The sequence below is a fragment of the Hylemonella sp. W303a genome, from assembly GCF_046452315.1.
Lineage (GTDB): Bacteria > Pseudomonadota > Gammaproteobacteria > Burkholderiales > Burkholderiaceae_C > Hylemonella.
The window spans coordinates 230,746-251,923 of the sequence record NZ_JBKFDG010000001.1 but is presented as its reverse complement, the minus strand read 5'-3'; the positions used below and the strand labels follow the sequence as shown (position 1 = coordinate 251,923).

At 60.4% G+C, this 21,178-nt stretch carries 17 protein-coding genes; 4 read left to right on the top strand and 13 right to left on the bottom strand.

All coding sequences use genetic code 11. The features are described 5' to 3' along the window. The first annotated feature begins 16 nt into the window (after nt 1-16). Genes bcsE through bcsB form a run of 4 tightly spaced genes read left to right on the top strand, consistent with a single transcriptional unit; the run spans nt 17 to nt 6,047 of the window. The gene (gene bcsE / locus ACLBKS_RS01170; RefSeq protein ID WP_410190968.1) at nt 17-1,843 is read left to right on the top strand and encodes a cellulose biosynthesis protein BcsE; all 1,827 of its coding nucleotides are present in this window, start codon (nt 17-19) and stop codon (nt 1,841-1,843) included. Then, nucleotides 1,840-2,043 carry a hypothetical protein gene (locus ACLBKS_RS01165; protein ID WP_410190967.1) on the top strand — a complete coding sequence of 68 codons (204 nt, stop codon included), beginning with the start codon at nt 1,840-1,842 and terminating at the stop codon, nt 2,041-2,043. The genes bcsE and ACLBKS_RS01165 overlap by 4 nt, the downstream gene beginning before the upstream one ends. After that, on the top strand, nt 2,036-3,757 hold the full coding sequence (gene bcsG / locus ACLBKS_RS01160; RefSeq protein WP_410190966.1) for a cellulose biosynthesis protein BcsG: 1,722 nt from the start codon (nt 2,036-2,038) through the stop codon (nt 3,755-3,757). Before ACLBKS_RS01165 ends, bcsG begins: the two co-directional genes overlap by 8 nt. Next, a complete protein-coding gene (bcsB, locus tag ACLBKS_RS01155; RefSeq protein WP_410190965.1) occupies nt 3,747-6,047 on the top strand; it encodes a cellulose biosynthesis cyclic di-GMP-binding regulatory protein BcsB in 2,301 nt (766 codons plus the stop codon). Before bcsG ends, bcsB begins: the two co-directional genes overlap by 11 nt. A gap of 42 nt (nt 6,048-6,089) precedes the next feature. On the opposite strand, the gene ACLBKS_RS01150 is transcribed toward bcsB, so the two are convergent. From ACLBKS_RS01150 to ACLBKS_RS01090, 13 genes are all read right to left on the bottom strand, one after another. Next, on the bottom strand, nt 6,090-6,938 hold the full coding sequence (locus ACLBKS_RS01150) for a fumarylacetoacetate hydrolase family protein (protein WP_410190964.1): 849 nt from the start codon (nt 6,936-6,938) through the stop codon (nt 6,090-6,092). 105 nt (nt 6,939-7,043) lie between these two features. After that, nucleotides 7,044-7,727, bottom strand: a complete 684-nt coding sequence (gene slmA, locus ACLBKS_RS01145) for a nucleoid occlusion factor SlmA (RefSeq protein WP_410190963.1) — start codon at nt 7,725-7,727, stop codon at nt 7,044-7,046. A gap of 96 nt (nt 7,728-7,823) precedes the next feature. Then, nucleotides 7,824-8,690: an acetylglutamate kinase gene (argB, locus tag ACLBKS_RS01140; protein ID WP_410190962.1), complete on the bottom strand. Its 867-nt coding sequence runs from the start codon at nt 8,688-8,690 to the stop codon at nt 7,824-7,826. Nucleotides 8,691-8,811: 121 nt separating this feature from the next. Beyond that, nucleotides 8,812-9,957: an MraY family glycosyltransferase gene (locus ACLBKS_RS01135; RefSeq protein ID WP_410190961.1), complete on the bottom strand. Its 1,146-nt coding sequence runs from the start codon at nt 9,955-9,957 to the stop codon at nt 8,812-8,814. Between the two features lie 40 nt (nt 9,958-9,997). Next, a complete protein-coding gene (gene galE / locus ACLBKS_RS01130; protein ID WP_410190960.1) occupies nt 9,998-11,008 on the bottom strand; it encodes a UDP-glucose 4-epimerase GalE in 1,011 nt (336 codons plus the stop codon). After that, a complete protein-coding gene (locus ACLBKS_RS01125; protein ID WP_410190959.1) occupies nt 11,005-11,985 on the bottom strand; it encodes a glycosyltransferase in 981 nt (326 codons plus the stop codon). Before ACLBKS_RS01125 ends, galE begins: the two co-directional genes overlap by 4 nt. Beyond that, nucleotides 11,982-12,689: a glycosyltransferase family 2 protein gene (locus ACLBKS_RS01120; RefSeq protein WP_410190958.1), complete on the bottom strand. Its 708-nt coding sequence runs from the start codon at nt 12,687-12,689 to the stop codon at nt 11,982-11,984. The genes ACLBKS_RS01125 and ACLBKS_RS01120 overlap by 4 nt, the downstream gene beginning before the upstream one ends. Nucleotides 12,690-12,833: 144 nt before the next feature. After that, nucleotides 12,834-13,670, bottom strand: coding sequence for a glycosyltransferase (locus ACLBKS_RS01115; protein ID WP_410190957.1), 837 nt, complete (start codon nt 13,668-13,670; stop codon nt 12,834-12,836). A gap of 511 nt (nt 13,671-14,181) precedes the next feature. Next, complete coding sequence (locus ACLBKS_RS01110) at nt 14,182-16,131, bottom strand: acyltransferase family protein (protein ID WP_410190956.1); 1,950 nt, start codon at nt 16,129-16,131, stop codon at nt 14,182-14,184. Nucleotides 16,132-16,137: 6 nt separating this feature from the next. Beyond that, entirely contained in the window at nt 16,138-16,887 is a 750-nt protein-coding gene (locus tag ACLBKS_RS01105) for a TylF/MycF/NovP-related O-methyltransferase (RefSeq protein ID WP_410190955.1), read from the bottom strand. Then, on the bottom strand, nt 16,884-17,942 hold the full coding sequence (locus ACLBKS_RS01100) for a hypothetical protein (protein WP_410190954.1): 1,059 nt from the start codon (nt 17,940-17,942) through the stop codon (nt 16,884-16,886). The genes ACLBKS_RS01105 and ACLBKS_RS01100 overlap by 4 nt, the downstream gene beginning before the upstream one ends. Nucleotides 17,943-17,974: 32 nt before the next feature. Then, entirely contained in the window at nt 17,975-19,798 is a 1,824-nt protein-coding gene (gene asnB, locus ACLBKS_RS01095) for an asparagine synthase (glutamine-hydrolyzing) (RefSeq protein WP_410190953.1), read from the bottom strand. Nucleotides 19,799-19,866: 68 nt separating this feature from the next. Next, the gene (locus tag ACLBKS_RS01090) at nt 19,867-21,177 is read right to left on the bottom strand and encodes a polysaccharide ABC transporter ATP-binding protein (protein WP_410190952.1); all 1,311 of its coding nucleotides are present in this window, start codon (nt 21,175-21,177) and stop codon (nt 19,867-19,869) included. Nucleotide 21,178 lies beyond the last annotated feature (1 nt).

The window sequence follows — 21,178 nt, the reverse complement described above, 5'->3', positions numbered from 1 at the left end:
TGTTACAAATGAGTCGATGGCTGTAACAATTAGTCCTCATTCCGCCTACGGATTGAGCATTTTGAATCTGGCTCCGGCACTCCACATGGAGAGGGGCAAGGTGTATGCCATCGTGGGCGAGGACGATGCGCCATCCGCCGCCTTGCTGTGGCGTACCCTCCTGGACGCCTCTGAAAAAGAGCGGAACGCCGCCCTGGTTTCGGCGCCGGGCGTGGCCGAAAACCTGGCGCAATCTGGCCTCCAAGCAGAAGCACACGAGGCCATACGCCGCAAGCGTATTGCTGTTTTTGAAACCGTGCCGCCTGCGCGGACGGCTCCGCCTCCCAAGCCTGCCGCGAACCTCGCCCACGCGCAGGGCCTGGCACAGGACTTGACGCATCTGGAACGCCAGACCGGCCGACGCGCACAGCTGCTGGTGATCAACGGCATGGAAACCCTGTTCCCCGCGCTCGACGAAGCCACGCTGCGCTTCTGGCGCACGCACGCCGAGCAGGAGGACCGCGCCGTGGTCTTGCTGTTCCGTGAACACGCTCGGTCCTTGTCCGCCCTCCGACCCATGGTGCATGTCGTCGCGGGCCTGGTCGAACTGAAAAGCCGCTACGGCGCGACGACCCTGGGCATTTTTCACTGGTTCCACCGGGAAGGTCTGCTCGCGGGCCGCAGCGTGGCGGTGCGCCAAGGCAGCCAAGGCGCGCTGGAAGTCTGCGAACCCCAGCGAGGCGCTCAAGCCGCGAACCCGCTGTCGTCCGCTCCCCCGGCGACGGACGAAGCTCAGTTCATCGCCATGGGCTCGGTGTTCGCGCCGCAAGAGAAAGCGCCCTCGGGCTGGCGCATCACCGATGACGACCTGGCCCTGGTGCAGGCGCTCGGCGAGGACGCAGTGGCCGCCACCTTCGTGCTGGCGTTCACGCACGAAACCGACTTCGATCTCTTGGCGCGCAGCATCTTCGGACTGCGCCAGCGCGGCGGCCCGCGGGTGAAGATCCTGGTCCGCGAAGTTGGCACCCGCCTGCGCTACAACCAAGAGACTCTGGCCGTTCGGCTGGGCGCGAATCTGGTGGTCCCGGCCGAACTGAGCACCGCGCGCTTTCTGAGCCTGAGCACCATGGTGCAGGGTCAGGTCTTTCCGCACAGCCTGCCGTCCAGTTACGAGCAAGCGCTCAAGACCAGCATGCCCGAACAGGAACGCGGTTACCTCCCCCCCGCCGAGTTCACGCGAGCGGTGCGGGCCGCGCTGGCCCAAAGTCAGGTGCTGGGCGTGCAGGTGGCCTTGGTGCGCCTGCCCCTGGCCTACGGCCTGTTGCCCTTGGACGCGCTGCGCTACTGCTCGATCAAACGCGCGGGTGACCTGTGTGGCGCGGACTCAAGCAGCGTCTACCTCTTTCTTTATGCCTGCCGCGAGAACGACGTGGACGCCACGCTCAAGCGCCTGTTTACCCTGCCCGTCGGAGAGCTGTTCACCAGCGATGACCGCCTGCACTCGCCACGCGCCATTGAAGATGCGCTGCGCGACTACGACAGCCGCGGCGCGAGTGGGCGGTTCCCCGAGCTCACGGGTGAACTGGCGCAGCTTGCCTCGGCTGCGGGGCAGGCAGCAACTGGCCCCTCGGCGGTGCGCTCGGCACCGCTGGAATCGACCGGTCAGGGGGGGCAGGCGACCCGGCGCTTGCAAGACACGGCCGCATTCCTCTCCTCGGCCTACGCGCCGCCACCGCCCGCGGTGCCGGCGCCGCTGACGCTGCGTGAGCCGCGCACGTCCATGGCATCAGTCACCTCGGCAGATGAAATCGCCGAAGGCCTCGCAGCGTCCGATCTCAGCCTCACGCTTTCGCCCCATTCATGAGTTTCACCGTTGCCCTCCTGCTCCTCGCCCTGGGTGTTCTGATCGGCTACCAACTGCCGGGGCGGGTTGCTGCCTTGAAGGCGCTGGTTCGACGCCTGCGCTACCGCCCCCAGCGCTTGCGCGCCTGGACACCCGCCCCCATGCCCACCCAACCCCGGACCCGCGCCACCCGCGCCCCGGCCCCTCGCCGCCATGGCTGAGTCGACTTCTTCGTCTCGGCCCAAAACGTCGAACGATTTGCCCGCCGTGGCGCCCGGCCTGGCGATCCCGGCGATCCCATCCATCCGTTTGGGCGGCTGGAGCTTTTATTTCATCGCCAAGTTCGTGCTTTACGCGCGCGAGCTGATCGGCTGGCACGCGCTGGAGAACCTGGCGTTCGCAGCCGCCCTGCTGGTGCCTTTGCAACCCGCCTGGCGGCGCGCGCGCAACGTCGTCGCGCTGCCCGTGGCGGCTGCCCTGCTCTACCACGACTCCTGGCTGCCGCCTTTCTCACGCCTGTGGTCCCAAGCCACGCTGCTGACCGACTTCAGTGCCGACTACCTGCTGGAGCTGGCCGGACGGTTCGTGAACCTGGAAGTGATCGCGCTGCTCGTGCTCGCCTGGGCCACGCACCGCGTCGTGGCGCCCTACCTGCGCACGGGCGTGCTGGTGATGGCGGGCGTGGCCGGGCTGGCGCTCGCGCCCCTCTTTCAGGCATGGATGCCTAGCGGCCCGCCAGCCGTGGCCGCGCAAAGCGCGGTGCAAGCGCCGAACCCGCTCAAACCGGACGACTTGCTGCGCGAGTTCTACGCGGCCGAGGCACAACGCGCGGTGCGCCTGCCCGACGCGGCCTCGACCTCAGGCCAGGCCCCGTTCGACATCGTGTTCTTGCACGTCTGCTCGCTGTCGTGGGACGACCTGCGCCTCGTGGGGCTCGACCAGCACCCTTTGTGGTCACGTTTCGACGCGCTGTTCACGCAGTTCAATTCCGCGGCTTCTTACAGCGGCCCCTCGGCCATCCGCATTCAGCGCGCCCTGTGCGGGCAAACCTCGCATCACGGCTTGTACGACGCGGCGGCTGACCATTGTTATCTGTTCCCCAACCTCAAGCGCGCCGGCTATACGCCCGAGTTGGCGATGAACCACGATGGTCACTTTGACGACTTCCTGCCCGTGTTGCGCCGCCAGGGCCTGAACGCGCCACCGCTGCCGCTGGCCGGGGTGCCCATCCCGCAACGCGGTTTCGACAACTCCCCCATCCACGACGACTTGGCCGTTCTGACACGCTGGCTGGACGCACGCCGACAGACAGACCCGGCCCAGACCGCCGAGGGCCGCTCGGCGCTTTACTACAACACCATCAGCCTGCACGATGGCAACAAACTGGTTTCCGGCGACAAGCTCGATGCCGTGGCCAGCTACCGGCTGCGCGCGGGCAAGCTGTTCGATGACATCAACGGCTTCCTGAGCCTGCTTGAACAAAGCGGCCGCCTCGCCGTGGTCGTGCTCGTGCCCGAGCACGGCGCGGCGCTGCGCGGCGACAAGTTCCAGATTGCCGGGCTGCGCGAGATGCCCACGCCCAGCATCACCACGGTTCCGGTGGGCGTGAAAATCATCGGCGCCCAGCGAGAAGGCGACGGCGTGCGCATCGACGCGCCCAGCAGCTACCTCGCTCTTTCTCAGCTGCTGGCGAATGTGATGGCACGCCCGCCCTTTGAGATGGCGGCGATATCCGACAGTCCGGCCCGCTTGCGCATGGCCGACTACACCGCGCAGCTGCCCGTCACCCGCTACGTCGCCGACCATGAGGGCACGGTCGTCATGGCCTTGCCAGGCGGCGGTGGCGGGAGCACCGAGGGGACGGAAGCACCCGGCCGTGCCGCGCACTACCTCCTCCAGCGCGTGGGCCAAGCCTGGCAAGACTATGAGCCCTGAGCAGCGCCTCAAGTGCTGGCTGGCGATGCTGCTCACCACCCTGGCACTGGCGGGCCAAGCGGGTCAGGCAACCCCAACGCCCGCCGAGCTGCCAGCCCAGCCACAGGCATTGACGCAGACCCGAGTGGTCCGCTGGACTCAGCCCGCCGCTTCCGCGCAAGCAGGCTCCGCTGACTCCGCGCTCCGGCTACGGCCAGGCGGCGCCGCGCAGACCCTGGACTTCAGCCTAAGAGCAGACGAAGCCGTGACACACGCCACGGCCCGGCTGCGTTACGCCTTCGCACCTGGCTTGTCCCCCACGCTGACGCACCTGCGCGTGCTGCTCAACGGCGAAGTTGTGGCCACCGTGCCCATGCCGCGCGAGGGAACGGGCCCCAACAACAAGTTCAAGGACGGCGTTCCGATCACCGCACTGCGCACCCACGACATTGAGCTTGATCCGGCCGCGCTGCGGCGTTACAACCAGCTGGGCTTGGAGTTGGTGGCCGACGCAGGCGCGACGACGTCATGCCCAGCGCCGAGCGGCACCCCATCCGACCAGGGATCAGCCTCCTCCCCCGCGCCGGACACAGCGTGGGTGGACATCGCAGCCGATAGCGCCGTGCGTCTGAGCGTGCACCGGCGCCACCTGCCCAACGATCTGGGCCTGCTGCCCGAGCCCTTTGTGGACCGCGCCGATCCGACGCCCTTGACCCTGTCTTTCGTCTTCGCAGCCGCGCCTTCCGACACGGTCTTGCGGGCAGCGGGCATCGCCGCCTCTTGGTTTGGCACGCTGACCCAATGGCGCCGACCGCGTTTTGACGTCCACATGAATGAACTGCCCGCCGGGCATGCGGTGGTCTTCGCCACCAACCGTGAACGCCCTGTCGCGCTTGCCGAGTTGCCGCCCTTCAGTGGCCCGGAACTGCAGGTGCTGGACCACCCAAGCGACCCGCTGGCCAAGCTGCTGCTGATCGGCGGACGGGACGATGCCGATTTGACGCGGGCCGCCCAGGCCCTGGCCTTGGGATTGGGAGGGCTGTCCGGCGCGCAGGCCCGGGTGCACACCCCGCAAGAAGCACCCCTGCGGCAACCTTACGATGCCCCGAACTGGGTGCGCCTGGACCGGCCCATGCGCTTCGGCGAGTTGGTGGACAGCCCAGCACAGCTCCAGGTGCAAGGCCCCTCGCCACCGCCAGTGACGATGCGTCTGCGCCTGCCCCCCGACCTCTTCACTTGGCGCAGCCGCGGCGTGCCGGTGGACCTGAAGTTGCGCTACACACCCTCAGGCCCCAACGGCGCTGTGTCGGCCCGCGAAGCGCGAGTGACCCTGCGCGTCAACGGCGAAGCCGTGCAAACCATGCGATTGAGCGCCAGTGGTCGGGGTGGCACCCAAGCGCGCGTCGTGCTGCCCTTGTTGGACACGGGGCTGATGGGCGACAGCCGGGAATTGCTGATTCCCGCCTTCAAGCTTGGCAGCCGCAATCAAATTGACTACGTCTTTGACTTTGGGGGCGCCGGCGATCTCGACTGTGGCGAGAGCGGGCCAGACAGCCTGCGTGCCCTGATCGATGCCGACTCGCGCATCGATTTCTCTGGCCACCCGCATTACGCCGAGATGCCGCACCTCGGCTACTTCGCCACGTCCGGCTTTCCATTCACGATCCACGCGGACCTGGGGCAGACCGTGGCGGTGCTGCCCGAGGCGCCTGACCCAAGAGAAATCGAGGTGCTGCTGGCCTTGCTGGCGCGCGTGGGCGAAACCACGGGCTATCCCGCGACGCGGCTGCAAGTGACGCGCGGGCAGCCTCAAAAAGACGCCAACTTGCTAGAGGACCGCGATCTGTTGATGGTCGGCACACTCGCTCGGTTGCCGCTGCTGCAGCGCTGGCGCGAGGCCTGGGAACCCATGTTGGCGGAACAGCGTGGGTTCCAGGCGGCCCTGCTCGGTTTTGAATCGCCACTGACGCCGCGTCGTAGCGTGGTGGCCGTGACCGCGACCACGCCCGAGGCGCTGCCCCAAGTGCTTGACTTGCTGGACCAAGATGGGGCCGTCTACACCATGCACGGAGGCGCTGTGCTGCTGCCGGGCCAGGGGGGCGCGGCGGCGGCTCGGAGCATCGCAGCCCGGCATGGCTATACAACGGGTGAACTGCCTTTCTGGACGGCGGTCTGGTATCCCCTGTCGCGACACCCCGTGCTGCTGGCTTTGATGGCAGTGTTGGCCGTGCTCGTGCTGGCCTTCGCGCTCTGGCGCAGTCTGAACGCCGCGGCACAACGACGGCTGAGGGTGGGAGACCCCGACGCCTGACTGAACCCGCTCGCTGCGCGAGCGGGCGAGGCCGTGTCGGACTCAGCGCTTGAAAGCGATGACGCGCTGGGTCTGAGTGCCCAGGCCGTCGATGCCCAGCGTCATCACGTCGCCCGGCCGCAGGAAGCGCAGGGGTTTCATGCCCATGCCCACGCCAGGGGGCGTGCCGGTGATGATCACGTCGCCGGGCGTGAGCGTCATGTATTCGCTCAGGTGGCTAACGATCTTGGCCACGCTGAAAATCATGGTGCGCGTGTTGCCGGTCTGCATGCGTTGGCCATTGAGGTCCAGCCACATTCCCAGCTTCTGCGGGTTCGGGATCTCGTCTTTCGTCACCAGCCACGGCCCCAGCGGGCCAAAGGTGTCGCAGCCCTTGCCCTTGTCCCACTGGCCACCGCGCTCCAACTGGAAGGCGCGCTCGCTCACGTCGTTGGCGAGCACGTAGCCCGCCACGTGGTCCAGCGCCGCCTTCTGCGTGACGTGGCGCGCGGTCTTGCCGATGACCACGCCCAGTTCCACCTCCCAGTCGCCCTTCTGGCTGCCCTTGGGCAGCATCACCTCGTCGTCAGGCCCTTGGATGCAGCTGATGGCCTTGGTGAAGACGATGGGTTCGGCCGGGATGGCCATCTCCGCTTCCTTGGCATGGTCGCTGTAGTTCAGACCGATGGCGATGAACTTGGGCGTGCCTGCCACGGGCGGGCCGTAGCGGACCTGGCCGCGCACCAGGGGCAGCTTGTCGGTCTTGAGCTTGAGCAGCTTGGCCAGCACGGCCTCCGACAATTGCGCGGGGCCGATGTCGGGCAACACCCCGGCCAGCGAGCGCAGCTTTCCCTCGGCATCGATCAGGCCGGGCTTTTCCTGGCCGGGCTTGCCGTAACGAACGAGTTTCATGGTGGGTCTCCTCTTTTTGTTCTTGGCCTGAGCTGGAGCTCGCGACCATGCCACAAGCTGCGCACCAAGGCAGTGCCCCGCCGCATGGCGGAACAGATCGCCGCGTCAGCGCAGCATCTGCGCCAGGCTGTCGTCCAGGAATTCCGTGGGCGGACGGCGGAAGCCCGAGCGGGCAAAACGCTGCAGGCGGCCCACCACGAAGGCCGTCAGCACCGAGGCCTGAACCTGCGCATCGGCCGAGGGGGTGGACGCATCGGTCGCCGCGCCGAAGCGCAAACCCTGCTTGAGCAGGGTCTCGATCTTGTCGAAGAACTGGTTCATGCGCTGCTGCAGGCGCTCGTTCTCGTAGACCAGGGCATCGCCGACCATCACCCGCACCATGCCGGGGTTCTTCTCGGCGAACTGCAGCAACATGGTCACGACCGCGGCGGCCTGACGCAGGCCCGCACTCGGGTCGGTCGCCTGCGATTCACGCTCGGCAATCTGGTTGGCCAGGGTGAACACGGTCTGTTCGATGAACTCAATCAGCCCCTCGAACATCTGCGCCTTGCTGGCGAAATGGCGGTAGAGCGCCGCCTCGCTCACCTCCAGCCGGGCGGCCAGGGCTGCGGTGGTGATGCGCTCGGCGCCGGGCTGTTCCAGCATGGCGGCCAACGCCTGCAGGATCTGAATGCGCCGCTCGCCCGGCTTGGGGCGCTTGCGGGCCGGAGCAGCCTCTGTCCCGGCCTCGACTTCGGGGGCATCCGTGGCAGGAGGTTCGGCGGCGGAGGGAAGTTCGGCGTCGGACATTCGGTACGGGAAATCAGTGTTGAGCGTTGACAGGCCATTGTCCAACATTCGGCTGAGGGAATTCGGGATGGAAAGGAATCGCCATCCCCCAGTCCCTCAATGCGAACGGATCATGGTGCCGTAGGCATCCCCGGTCAGGATTTCCAATAGCATCGCATGCGGCACCCGCCCGTCGATGATGTGGACGGCGTTCACGCCGCTGCGGGCCGCGTCCACCGCGCCCGCGATCTTGGGAATCATGCCCCCCGAAATGGTGCCGTCGGCGGTCAGCTCGTCGATGCGCGTCATGGTCAGTTCGGTCAGAAGTTGGCCTTGTTTGTCCAGTACCCCGGGAATGTTGGACAACATGAGCAATTTCTCGGCCTGCAGCACCATGGCGAGCTTGGCGGCGACCACATCCGCATTGATGTTGTAGCTCTCGTTGGCCTCGCCAAAGCCGATGGGACTGACCACCGGGATGAATTGGTCATCCTGCAAGGCCTTGACCACCGAGGGATCAATCGACGTGATGTCGCCGACCTGTCCCAATTCGGGATTCAAGGTTTTCGCGCGGATCATGCCGCCGTCACGACCGGTCAGGCCCACGGCTTTGCCGCCCGCCTGGTTGATCAAACCCACGATGTCCTGCTGAACCTCGCCAGCCAGCACCCATTCGACCACTTCCATGGTCTCGGCGTCGGTCACGCGCATACCCTGGACAAACTCCCCCTTCTTGCCCAGTCGCTTCAGGGCCGTCTCGATCTGCGGCCCACCGCCATGCACCACCACGGGGTTGATGCCCACCAGCTTGAGCAGCACCACGTCTTCCGCGAAAGCCCGCTGCAACGCCGGCTCCGTCATCGCGTTGCCGCCGTACTTGATCACCATGGTCTTGCCATGGAACTGGCGGATGTAGGGCAGGGCCTGGGCCAGGATGGCGGCTTTGGCGTGGGAGGCGGCGGAGGAATTCTGGGCGTCGGTCACGGCGGCAAGGGAAGCGGATTGAAGAAGCGCTTAAATTGTGCCGCAAGTCACGAGCGCTTCGTCCATCAAATCACCTTCGATTTCAATTGCTCCGCATTCAGTGGCCACCCATCCGACGCGGTCAGAGCTCTTGATCACCTTGGTCGGAAGCTCTTTCATCGGTCTTCTTCTTGCGCAAGACCAACTGACGAGGCACCTTGAACAACACAATGCGCCGGTACAGCCACACATAGCTCACGGCGAAAAGCAGCACGAACCCAAACAAGATGGGTGTCGAGCGCCAGAACAGCATTGCTGGGAAGATCGCCATCGACGAGAGCACCCACAGATAGGGCGAAGTCAATGCGTTTCGATTGTTGCGATCTACAGCCTCCGCACTGCCGACCGCCCAACGAACCAATCGTTTGTAAACCAGCATGTGCAAGTGGACGCCGTCCGGCTCCCCCGGTGACATGCCTCGGAGGAATTTCTTGCGATAGATCGAAAACAGGGTTTCGAATACCGGATAAATCATCAAGAGCATCGGAAACCAAGGGGAAACCTCTGGATGCCTCATCACCAGCAACACCGACAGCTCCCCCGCCATGAAGCCCAGGAAATAGGCGCCACCATCCCCTAGAAAAATCAGCCCCCGAGGGTAGTTCCAGACCAAGAAGCCCAACAAGGCGCCAATCAAGGCTGCGCAGGTCGTCCACAGGAGCGTATCCCCGAGCAGAAAGGCGACATACCCCAAGGCACCGAAAATCATCACGCAGAACACGCCAGCAAGGCCGTGAAAGCCGTCGATGATGTTCACAGCGTTAGCCACGCCCCCGATGGCAACCATGGTCAGAAGCAAGGAGACCGGCCACCAGCTCAATGCGAGGTCTACCCATTGATCAACAAACGGCACGTCCAAACGGTTCAGCTCCGCACCAAGAAGCAAGTACCCGAGGACGGCGGACACCATGGTCAACCCCAGGCGCCAGAGCACGGAGACCCTCTTTGTCAAATCCTCCACCAACCCGCCTGCAAAAGCGGGTACAGCCGCCAGCAGGAGCACCAACATGCTCCAACCTACATCCAGCTTGCGCCAGACAAGATACAGCGCAACGGCCACGACACCGCAATACAGCGCCACCCCACCGACACGCGGAGTGGGATGTGCGTGGAACTTCTGGACACCAGCCAGGCAGTCAGAAGTTAAATCGGTGTGTAAATGATTGAATCGGATGATCAAAAGGGTGATCACCCAAGAGACCAAGCCGGCAATAACGACGCTGTTCACAGTATTGATTCCATCCCTTTTTTAATCTCATAAGCGCCTACTAAAGTTGTGCACAGTACCGCTGCCACCGCCAGGCACTGGCACACATTTCATCCAGACCTAGCTTGGCTTGCCACCCAAGCATGTGCCGCGCTTTGTCAGAGCTTGCATAACTCGAAGCCACGTCGCCAGCTCGGCGCGCGACTATTTCATAGGGCACCTTCATGCCACTGGCACGCTCAAACGCTTGGATCACTTCCAAGACGCTGTGACCTTTGCCCGTGCCCAAATTGAAGGCGTGCCACCCCACTCCGCTGGCACTTGCCAGAAAATTAAGCGCAGCAAGATGCCCGTGCGCCAAGTCCGTCACATGAATGTAGTCGCGGACACCCGTGCCATCCGGCGTTTCGTAGTCGCCACCGAACACACTGACCCTGTCGCGACGCCCGGTGGCGACTTGCGCGATATATGGCATGAGATTGTTCGGTATGCCATTCGGGTCTTCGCCGATCAAACCGGACTCGTGTGCGCCCACCGGATTGAAGTAGCGCAAGCATGCGATACGCCAGCTCGCATCCGACAATGCAAGATCGCTCAGCATCTCTTCGATATGCAGCTTGCTGCGACCGTATGGATTGACCGCACTGGTCGGATGCCTCTCATCCAGTGGAAGATAACGGGGTTCGCCATAGACGGTAGCACTGGAACTGAACACCAGTGTGCGCACACCGCAGCGGTGCATGGCGCGCAATAGACACTGAGTCCCCGTGACGTTGTTGTCGTAGTAAGTCAAGGGTTGCGCCACCGATTCACCGACTGCCTTGAGGCCAGCAAAATGAACCACAGCATCGATCGAGTGTTCACGCAATGCTTGCCCCAGCAAATCTGGGGCGCGCACATCGCCCTCGATCAAAACCAAAGGATACCCAAGAATTCGACCTACACGCGAAACAACATCTAACTGGCTATTGCTCAAGTTGTCATACAAAACAACCTTATGGCCCGCTTGCGCCAGAGCCACGGCAGCATGGCTGCCGATGTAACCACTACCACCCGTCAGCAATATGTTCATGGGCGGCGATTGTGCCGCAGAGTAGCCGCCCGAGCGGACTCGTGATGTTCAGCACCTTTCCAAAAAAGACCGCTGATGAAATAGGCCGCCAATATCAGGCCATCCCTCCAGCGGCGACGGAATTTGAGCACTTGCGTTGCCAGGATAAGGCGGTCTACGCACTGCCCTCGCGTCAAGCGCAGCGCCAGGGCGGCGAGTGCCCTACTGCTAAGAGATTGAGAACGTGCCAAGGCCACCATGCCAAGCACCTGCTGGCGATACCAACCGGAAACAATCTTGGCGTGACGCCCCCGCGCCGCACGCACTCCACGATTGACACCAACCTCATTTCGCTGATGCTGGCGATAGTTCATGGACGGTTTCGGGTCTATAACCCACTTGTGACCACGCGCGCGGCATAGGACATAGCAAAGCCAGTCATGATGCCCAGGAAGTGAAGTTGCGTCGCCTAACGCGAATTGCGCAACCGTCTCCCGAACCGTTTGGGCGAACGCGCTGGTCAAGACATACGTGCAGCCAGGCCCCGCAGCTTCGAACAAATAGTCATACAACTTCTGAGGTTGGGCTTTGTCGACCAATTCGTGCCTGCCATCGGGCCAAAACGCATTCACGTTGCTCGATGCAGCTGCGGCACCACACTGCCTCATTAACTCCACTGCCCTGATCAGCTTGTCCGGATACCAAACATCGTCCTGATCGGCAAATGCAATGTAGTCCGTATCCATGAAATCTGCTTCACGAAGCAAGCGATAAAAATTCAACGCCGCTGAACCGAAAGGCCCAGCATCGGGCAGCAAGGTGACGCGGTCATCCCGGGCAGCCAATTGCTGAAGCCAAAACAAGGTTCCATCGCTGGAACAATCATCCGAAATGACCAAGCGCACATGAACGCCCTGTTGTGCAAGGATGCTCTCCACCTGCTCTGGCAACCAAACCACGCCATCGTTTGAAGCAAGAAGCACCGTGATGATCATCATATTCCGCTCATAGCCTGGAATGCGCCACGCCACCTGCGAATGAACAGCCAACAAAGCAACTGCAAGCGCCACATGAAGCGCTGCCTAACGGGGGCGATGGATCTCTCACCAGACGAACTCAAATTGCCCCCGTGCCGACGATAAAGCAGCAAAACCTGGTCCAGAAAAAAAACCCTCCCTGTGCATTGCGCAACCAAACCGAGCCACCAGTCGTGCATCGCTACATTTGGCGGAAAAGGTAGTGCATGTTGCAACAATTTGCGACGCATCGCCATGCAGCAGCCTATGTAGCTATTGCGCGCCAGGTTACGCAGTAGCCCAGGCCCACTACGGCGCAAAGAAAAGAACGAGGGATGCAAGGTACGCATCTGACTGTCGACAATTGCACAATCGCTGACAACCAAATCAGCTCCAGCCAAGGCCTTCATCATGTTGTCGACCTTCCCGGGCAACCACACATCATCCTGATCAGCCAGGAAAATGACTTCCCCCCTCGCCTGCCCGAGCAGGAATTCAAAATTCCGCACAACCCCTTGACCGGGCCCCTGAAGCAGACGCACCCGCGGATCGTCGAATGATCGAATAATGGCCTGCGTGTCGTCATTTGAACCGTCATCTGACACGAGCACTTCAGCCACTCGCGGCGAAGCCAGGATGGACTGCAACTGGGCCTGGACGTAAGGCGCCCCGTTGTAAGTCGCCATGCAGACGGAAATCTCCACAATTTTCCTCAGACTTCAGGTCGGAAAAAGTCCCCAGCATCAATCCGCGACGACACAGATCAGGTCACGGAGTGTTCGGATACTTAAGATACTTTCGGCAAAGCGTCACGGGACCAGGCAGAAAGCTCATCGTCCAGTCCACGCTCGCAAACGCCTCATCCCGCCACGCCCATAAGCTGCAACACGCGCACGCCATGAAGCCCAGGGGCTGCCCTGCCCGCTGCGAATCGTCTTATACGGCGGGACGAAAGCTCGATCCAACTGGCGCGCTTGGGCCGCTGTCTGCGACCGACCAAACGCCTCGGCACGCAGCGACGGGCGCACATGCCCCTTGGCAATTTCGCGGTCCAGCTCGGCTTCCGTGATAACACCAGATGCAACAGCGCGCCGAAGGCAGGCCAACCACAAAGGTGCAAGCGGGTTGTCACGTGAAATCCAAGGCTGAATGTTCATGTCGGTGTAGTGCAGCAGCCTGGTTGCGTCGGGCTTTTCTTCAGGCACATACTTCTCAAGGCTATTCCATGAAGGATCCAGAGTACGCCCTACATTGTGGGCCACGCACATCTCATACATCAGCTGCTCGTAGGTGTAGCGCCCATCATCCAACCCCTGGACGATGGACTCGATGCGCCACTGCAGACGCTCACAGTCCAACAACACCACGCTGTACTGCCCTTTTCGTCCTTGGGTACCTTCACTCACCGTCAGCAAATCACAGCTCCCCATTGGCGCATTCCACAGCGCACCAATATCGGTGAATAGCTGCATGTCAGCATCAAGATAAATCGCGCGCCCTTGGTAAGCGCACAGTTCCGGAATCAGGAAGCGCTGAAACGAAAAAGGAGTGCGCGGACGATTGCGTACTTCGCGTGGTAGCGGCATAACACGATCGAAAGACGACATGTCGGACACCTGTACCGAGAATGCCGTGTGCTCACGGATCGAAAACTCCAGCACCTTCATGGGCAGCCATTCGCTGGCGGTGCATGCAACAAAGACACGAATAGGATTAATCAAATCGCCTCCTAAGTAAGTTAGGCAATCAGCATTACAGACCAGCCTGCATCAGCAGTTAGTACGGAACCCAGTCGACTCTCAGTGAAGTCACCACATACATGACGACCTCATCTGCCGGACGAAGCCAATTACCAAAGGAACGGCACCCGAAACTCTTCTCGAAATCGCTGCACTCTTCCTGCAAGTTTAGATCGCCTTGGCGCAGAAGGAGTCCGAAGAATCGTGTTTAAACTAGATTGCGCGCCTAAATAGTCCAACAGCTACAGAATCAGTACGGTCTGAAATGGTGGAGAGAAAGTGCGTAGGCGATTGAGCATCTCTTGCGGCAACAGCATGGCACGATCGAAAGACGACATGACAACCAGCTGAACTTAGGCGATGCCATGCACTCCCAGATCAAACTACTTTTGCTCCTAGCATCACGATCTTGATCATTCACTCCTCGATGCATAACGAATTACTTTCTTACTGGATGCCTTTCTTCTAGCATCCTTTGCACCAAGAAGTTAGAGCCATTGGCTGTCAAGTGTCCATAGTCCCAGGCCATCAAATCCGCAGGGCCATCGCCCAGACGAGTAAGACAAGCCCCCTCTTGGCACAACACGGCCATTGGCGAAAAGTATTCCGCGCCCACGGCACGGGCAATTGCCGCAAGACGCGTGTCAGTCTCTAAAATCATGTCGTTGAGCGATGTCTGCATGCGCTCCGGCAATCTATGCATGGGGTCTTTCATGTAAGCTTTCAGCAGCATCTCAGGCAAAGAAGGACGCCAGTTCGGAACCGGACCAACAACAATAATCCTGGGCACACCGCTGACCCGTAACGAACGAATGGTGTCTGCCAATCTCCCAAAATCGGGGGCCTTGTCATATTTGGGCCAATGGGCGCTCATGACCACGATCTTTGGACGCAGTGTTTGTATCTGCTGCAAGACATACTGATTGATGTCTTCGCAATTGCCCCGATTCGGAACTAGAAAACCAATGATGGGAGGGCAGCCCGCAGAGTTGAATTGCGCGATCGCAAAGTCTTCGGTCCTCGATGCGGCACGTAAACCAGGGAGTAAATGAGCCGCATGTGAGTCACCCCACAGCAAAAAATTAGTCCCAGATGCTGTGAAACCAGGATCCACGCATCCAATGACGAAATCCTTAGCTACTTGATCGGGTTTGAGAAAGCAGGCTGCTACCCGATATTCCACTTCATAGTTTGGATATTGGTAGCTGGCCAATTGCCGCACAAGCTGTGGAAATCGACTCGGGAAGCCTTCACGGAGATGCGTCAATAACCCCGCGCCCAGAACGATCAGCGCCGCCATGATCAGTCCCGTTAGCTGCCAAGGTGCGCGTTTGCGCCTGAAGGGCAACTCGATAAACCGGTAGGTCAGAATAGCGAGCAAAAAGGCTACTACGATGGCAATCGCCAGTTGGGTATTGGTGATCTCGCCGTCACTCATGCTACGCGTAAAGGCGAGAACCGGCCAGTGCCATAGATAGAGCGGGTAGCTGATCAAGCCGATGTAAACCAAAGGCCGTGCAGCGAGAACCGTCCGATTGAACCAAGCATCCTTGCCCGCGGCGATGATCAGAACAGTGCCAAGTGTAGGGAGCAGTGCCCAGCCACCGGGGAAAAGTCGCTTGTCATCTATCAGTGCGAATGCCGCAAGCAACAGTCCGACACCCGCAATTGAGGTCCTATCCCCGGCGAGTTGCCCCGCATGCCCCGTGAGGGTGAGTTGCGCCAGCAACGCACCAAGAAAAAGCTCCCAAAGGCGCGTGTGGGGTAAGAAAAATACCTCGGTTGAATGATGCTCAACGCGAGCAACATTGAGTGCGAAAGACACCAGGAGTCCTACGGCGAGCACGCCAACTATGCCCCCCTTGTACCGGCGCGCCAGCAACAATGCTGCAGGCCAGATTAGATAGAACTGCTCTTCCACCCCCAGAGACCAGAGGTGCAACAAGGGTCGCGTTTCAGCCGCCACGCCAAAGTAGTCTGTCTTCCACCAGAACAGAAAGTTAGCAAAAAAACCAATGCCACTCGCGATTTCCTGGCCTAAGGCTTGAAAAGCATCGGCCGCAAATAGATGCCAGCCTCCCGCCCAGCAAGCGATCAAGACAAGAATTAGTGCTGGAAACAACCGTCGGACGCGCCGGGCATAGAACCCCTTGAACGTAAACGTGCCCGAACCCGTCTCACCCAAGATGATTCCGGAGATCAGAAAACCGGAGATCACAAAAAAAATATCAACCCCGATGAATCCACTGGGGACCATCCGTGGCCAAGCATGAAAGGCCAAGACTGCAAGCACGGCCACGCACCGCAGTCCGTCTATATCAGGCCGGTAAGAGGAGGCTTTGGCGCTCATCATCCCGGGCAATGCAACTGCTGAATCGGCACGAAACATCTGCCGTCAATACCGTAAAGTGTCATCTGCTGATCGGAGTCGGATGCCCACCGAACGGCGCTCGAAGATCTTCTCGAAATCGCTCCGCTCCTGTAGCAACTCATCGACCGCTTTGCGACAGCCGGAATACGAGGAATAGTCGTCGAACACCAGCACACCACCCGGCGACAGACGCGGAATGATGCGCGCCATGCAGGTACGTACCGGCTCGTACCAGTCGCAATCTATATGCGCAAAAGCCACGGGGCCAGGTGGATGCAGTGTGTCGTCGAACAGGCCACGGACAAAACTCACCTGATCGCGCACTGGGTCGACGCCGAAACGCACAAGGTTGTCACGCACCTGATCCATCAGATTGTCACGATAGCCATAGTAGACATCGTCCCCCAGCCCCGCCGATGCGCCCGAGCGGATTACTTCATAGCGCTGGTGCGCATCCTCACCGTCCGCCGGACCTGGCGGCGGAATCATGGCAAACACATCGTACAAACGCAGCGGCACGTCCGCGGGCTTGCATTTCGCCAGCAGGATGGCCGATCCACCCAGGGCAACACCACATTCCAGAAAATCGCCCGGAACCCCTTCCGCACGCACACGCAGTGCAGCGTCACGTAGGTTCTGCAGTTTTGGGATGCCGCAGTACGTGATATTGGCCTCACGGACCAGATGGAGCAGCTTCTCGAGTTCATCACGCAACTCCGCCGGCACTGCGCTGCGCCGCTGCCCACCCCAAAGACGCTTCAACAATGACTTCATGATCCCAGGCTCTGCGTGAATTTCTGCATGACCGTGTACATCCGCTGTGCATTGCGTCGCACAGGCTCGAAATCCATGTCCCAATGACGCGAAAGATCCTGCGCGGCAGGCAAGGGAAATCCCAGTGACTCGGCCATCCCAACTGAACGGCCGTCCACAGGCACCAGCCAGCTACGTTTGTTCCGCGACAGGAACAGCAGATGTGCGTGCAGCCGGGTGCCTACATGGACATCCACCTGCTCATAGAAGCGTGCGCAGGCATCGGCATCCGCAGGCGTCACAATCTGAAACCCCTTGGTCCGTGCATACGCGCGCAGGCCTTCGACCCGGTTCGGCATGGATTCAGGCCTGGACCGGCGCAAGGTATGACGCAAAGCCTCGAAGCGCGTAGGCGGAGAGAAATTCTGATGCACGACGAAGAACTTGCGCGCACCAGCAAAACGCCGCGCGGCCGCATCAATGATGGCCGTCTCACGGTCCCAAAAGTCATGGCGCTCGGTGGCTGTCACGGCAACGCTGCTATCCTGCTCTGAAAACTGCTGGCCTTCCAGCAACGGCCTTCCGTACACGACGGCACATCCCGTCATGAGAAAGCGATCACCAAGATCCGGCAAGTTTGCACGCAGGTAATCCACGGTGATCGGGCACCGCCAAGACGAAAAGGAGATGCGCTCATGCATCACCTCCAACACTCGCTTTGTTTCCTGCGACATGCCTTCGTTGAACCCGGGCTCCCCATGCACTCCAACTCCGAAGGGAACAAACCTCCAGTTGCTGCGAAGCATTTCGTCGGCTGTCAGCCCTGGCCAAACCGTATAGCGGTCGTTCAACTGATTGGCGCCGGCCAATATGACCATACGGGCTTCCGCCATTGCTGCGCATGCCATGGAATTAGGCGCGACCCGCGGCGAAAACACACGCTCTGGCGAGAAGCTCTGGCCCAACTCCCGCTCCACCGCGCGTAAGATGAAACCGTCCCCCAGATTGGCAACCTTTTTCCCGACAAGTGCGGGAGGGATCAGATAGGGACTGAGGGCGGCAAGATGATTCGTCATGCGGCTCCTATTTTCCGATGGCGATGCATCTCTCAAGCGAGTAATTCCCAGGGCACTTGGCCACCCGACTCGGGCTGTGCGCGACGCAACATAACGCCATCAACCGCCTCGATTAAAAGTGCCAAGGCGAATCCCTCTTTGGCTGACAGACGACTTGCGCGAACGGCTCTCCAGTCAACAAACTCTTCCAACAATTGCCGAGCACCACGCAACTCCGCGCTAGACACACAGCGCTCCAACTCATTGGGGAAACTTGAAGAGAGCCAACTCTCCCACAGGTTCACTGTGCCTTGCTCGCCAAATTTCGGGCGCTGCCTAATGGCGTTGGGTAGGCGGTCTGCAAAGGCCTCAGCCAGCGCCACTTTTTCTTGACGTCCAGGCATTCCTCGCGGGGCGAGCATTCGGTCCGACGGCAAACTGGCGCTCGCCTGCAGCACAGGACGGTAGAGAAACGGAACTCGCGCCTCGACACCGTGCGCCATGTACATGCGATCGACTCGCAATAATTGCGAAAATTGCAGCTGAGTCTCTTGATCGTAGGCTAAAAATGAATTCAGCGACCCCGGAATAAATACTTTTTCAAATGCAGCACGCTGCATCTCCAAGCGCTCATTGCGCGCGCCATCGGGGCGGCACGGGCGCAAAAAAGCAACGCTGCCCTTCTGTGCACGCCGCTGCCAATATGCATCGAACACGGCTGCGCTATTCAAAGCAGGGTCCTGCGCTAGGCGATACCAGGGGTAGCCGCCGAACAATTCATCGGCCCCCTCTCCTACAAGAACGACTTTGAACCGATGGTCATTGAGCAAGGCACTCAGGCCATAGCTTAGAAGCGCGTTGGCATTCGCGACCGGCTCCTCCAAATGCCAAGCCACATGCCGCAGCCAACCTTCTATTTTGTGCGGCAAAACGCGCGCCACGGTGTGCCGCAGCCCGAGGTGGCGACAGAGCAATGCCGCATGCTCGACTTCTGGATCACGCCCTTCGGTCAATGTGAACGTAAACGCCTGTAAATCTGGCTTAACCTCGGCGGCAGCGGCAGCGACAATGCTGGAATCCAGTCCGCCACTTAAAGCTACGGCAACGGGAACATCTGCAATCATGTGATCGGCGACGGAAGAAACCATCACGTCATGCAGGGCTCTAGATCCCAGCTCTGGCCCTGGCGCCCGATACGCTTCGCGTAGCGTCCAGATATCTTGCTCTTGTACCCGCCAACCACCGCTACGCTCAATTGTCAGCAGTTTCCCAGGCTTAAGGTAGCGCACCCCAGCGTAGAGTGAGGCGCTCTCCATTTGGAACCCCCAGCTCAGGCAATCGGCAAGTACGCCTCCGTCAATCGATAACGAGCGCAAGGCCGCAATCGCTTTGACTTCTGAACCAAAAACGATCTCACCGTTACGCTCCAGAATACAGAGCGGTTTGATGCCGAATTCATCGCGAGCAAGGTGAAGGCAGTCCCCCTTCCGGTCGTACAAGGCAATCGCATACATACCCCGTAGACGCTTAAAGATCTCGCAGCCCCAACGCGCATAACCTAAAGCAATGACTTCCGAGTCTCCCATGGTACGGAACTTCTGGCCCATGGCCTGTAGTTCCGCGCGCAGTTGGCGATAGTTATAAATCTCTCCATTGAACAGAAGCACGCTTTCAGCTGTCTCGAAAGGCTGATCGCTACGTGCTTCGGGATCAATGATGCTCAGCCGGGCATGACCCAGCACCAAGCCGCGCTCGGGGTTGTAGTAAAGACCTTGGGCATCAGGGCCGCGATGAGACAAGGTACCCAGTGCATGAGTTGCATTGCGTTGCGATGGCACTCTCGTAGCCGGGCCGAAGAATCCGAAGATGCCGCACATCAGAGCGCCCGTTCACCTAGCAACACGTCACGATTGAATACGAAATAAATTCCAAAAAACTTCATACTTCAAGCTTCCGATGGATCAACTTCCTCGAATCCGCTGGGATCTAGCACGCCATTGAATTCTCCGCCGACACAACTCCATTCACGCGATTGGAAATACAGGCAATTGCTAGTCCTCCCTGTATCACGGACCACCAAGCGAACATTGTCAATAACGTCCAGCATGTCGTGCTGCGCACCACGCGATACGCTGACTTTGATCCGATACGTTCCGGGGCGCAGACCTACTGTCGGGAAAGACAGACTCAATTCCGCTTTGCCTTGCCCCAACGTGAGCCGCCCTTGATCCCGGCCTGACATCATGAACTGAACGGTTTCTCCAGGCTGATGGGTCAAATCGAAGAACATCAGATTCACACTCAGGTCATCGAGAGCCTGTCTACAATCCAGCTCCAAACGCAAACCACCCTGCAAGCCACTGACCCAATAGCCTTGATCGATGCCCTCACTGGCTCCGATCTTGACAGACAAGATATTGAGTTCACGCGCCGGGTCCGCATCACGCTGGTTGAAATTGGCAATCGCCTCAAGGTTGCGTGTGACAGCGGCGGCAACGCTGGCATCCTCGTATGCGCGCAGCACCTCAGTTGGCGCACCAAACGCCGAGACCTTGCCTTTACTCAGAAAAAGACATTCGTCCGATAAGGTTTCGATCAAGATGGTGCTGTGCGAAACCAGCAGCATTGAAGTTCCATTACGGCGCAGTTCGTTGATGCGATTGCGACACTTCATGCGGAATTTGGTGTCTCCCACCGAGAGAACCTCATCCACCACAAGAATCTGCGGATCGGTATGCACCGCGCAGGCGAACCCCAGGCGGGCGAGCATGCCGGAGCTATAGGTTCCGATTGGTGCTTCAATTGCTTCGTGCAATTCCGCGAAATCAACGATGGAATCGAAGCGTTGGCGTATATCGCGTTCTGCAACGCCCAGCAGCGCGAGATTCAGGAAGATATTCTCTCGTCCTGACAAGACTGGCTTGAAGCCTGCCCCTAGGGCTAACATGGGTGCAATGCGGCCGTTCACCTCGATATGACCTAGTGTTGGCTTCAGGATGCCGCTGATCATACGTAGCAAGGTTGTCTTGCCGCTGCCGTTCAGGCCCACGATGCCAATCGAGCGGCCACGGCGCAACTCCAACGAGACATTGCGCACCGCCCAGAATTCGCTCTCCAACAGCCGGTTTTCGCCGCCACGCCCTGTCAGCAGCCGGCCGATATCTCGCGCACCATAAATAAACGAGCGCTTCAGTGAGCGCGCAAATTTCTTGGAGACATCATGGACTGCGACGCAAATATCGGTGTCGTCTGTCACG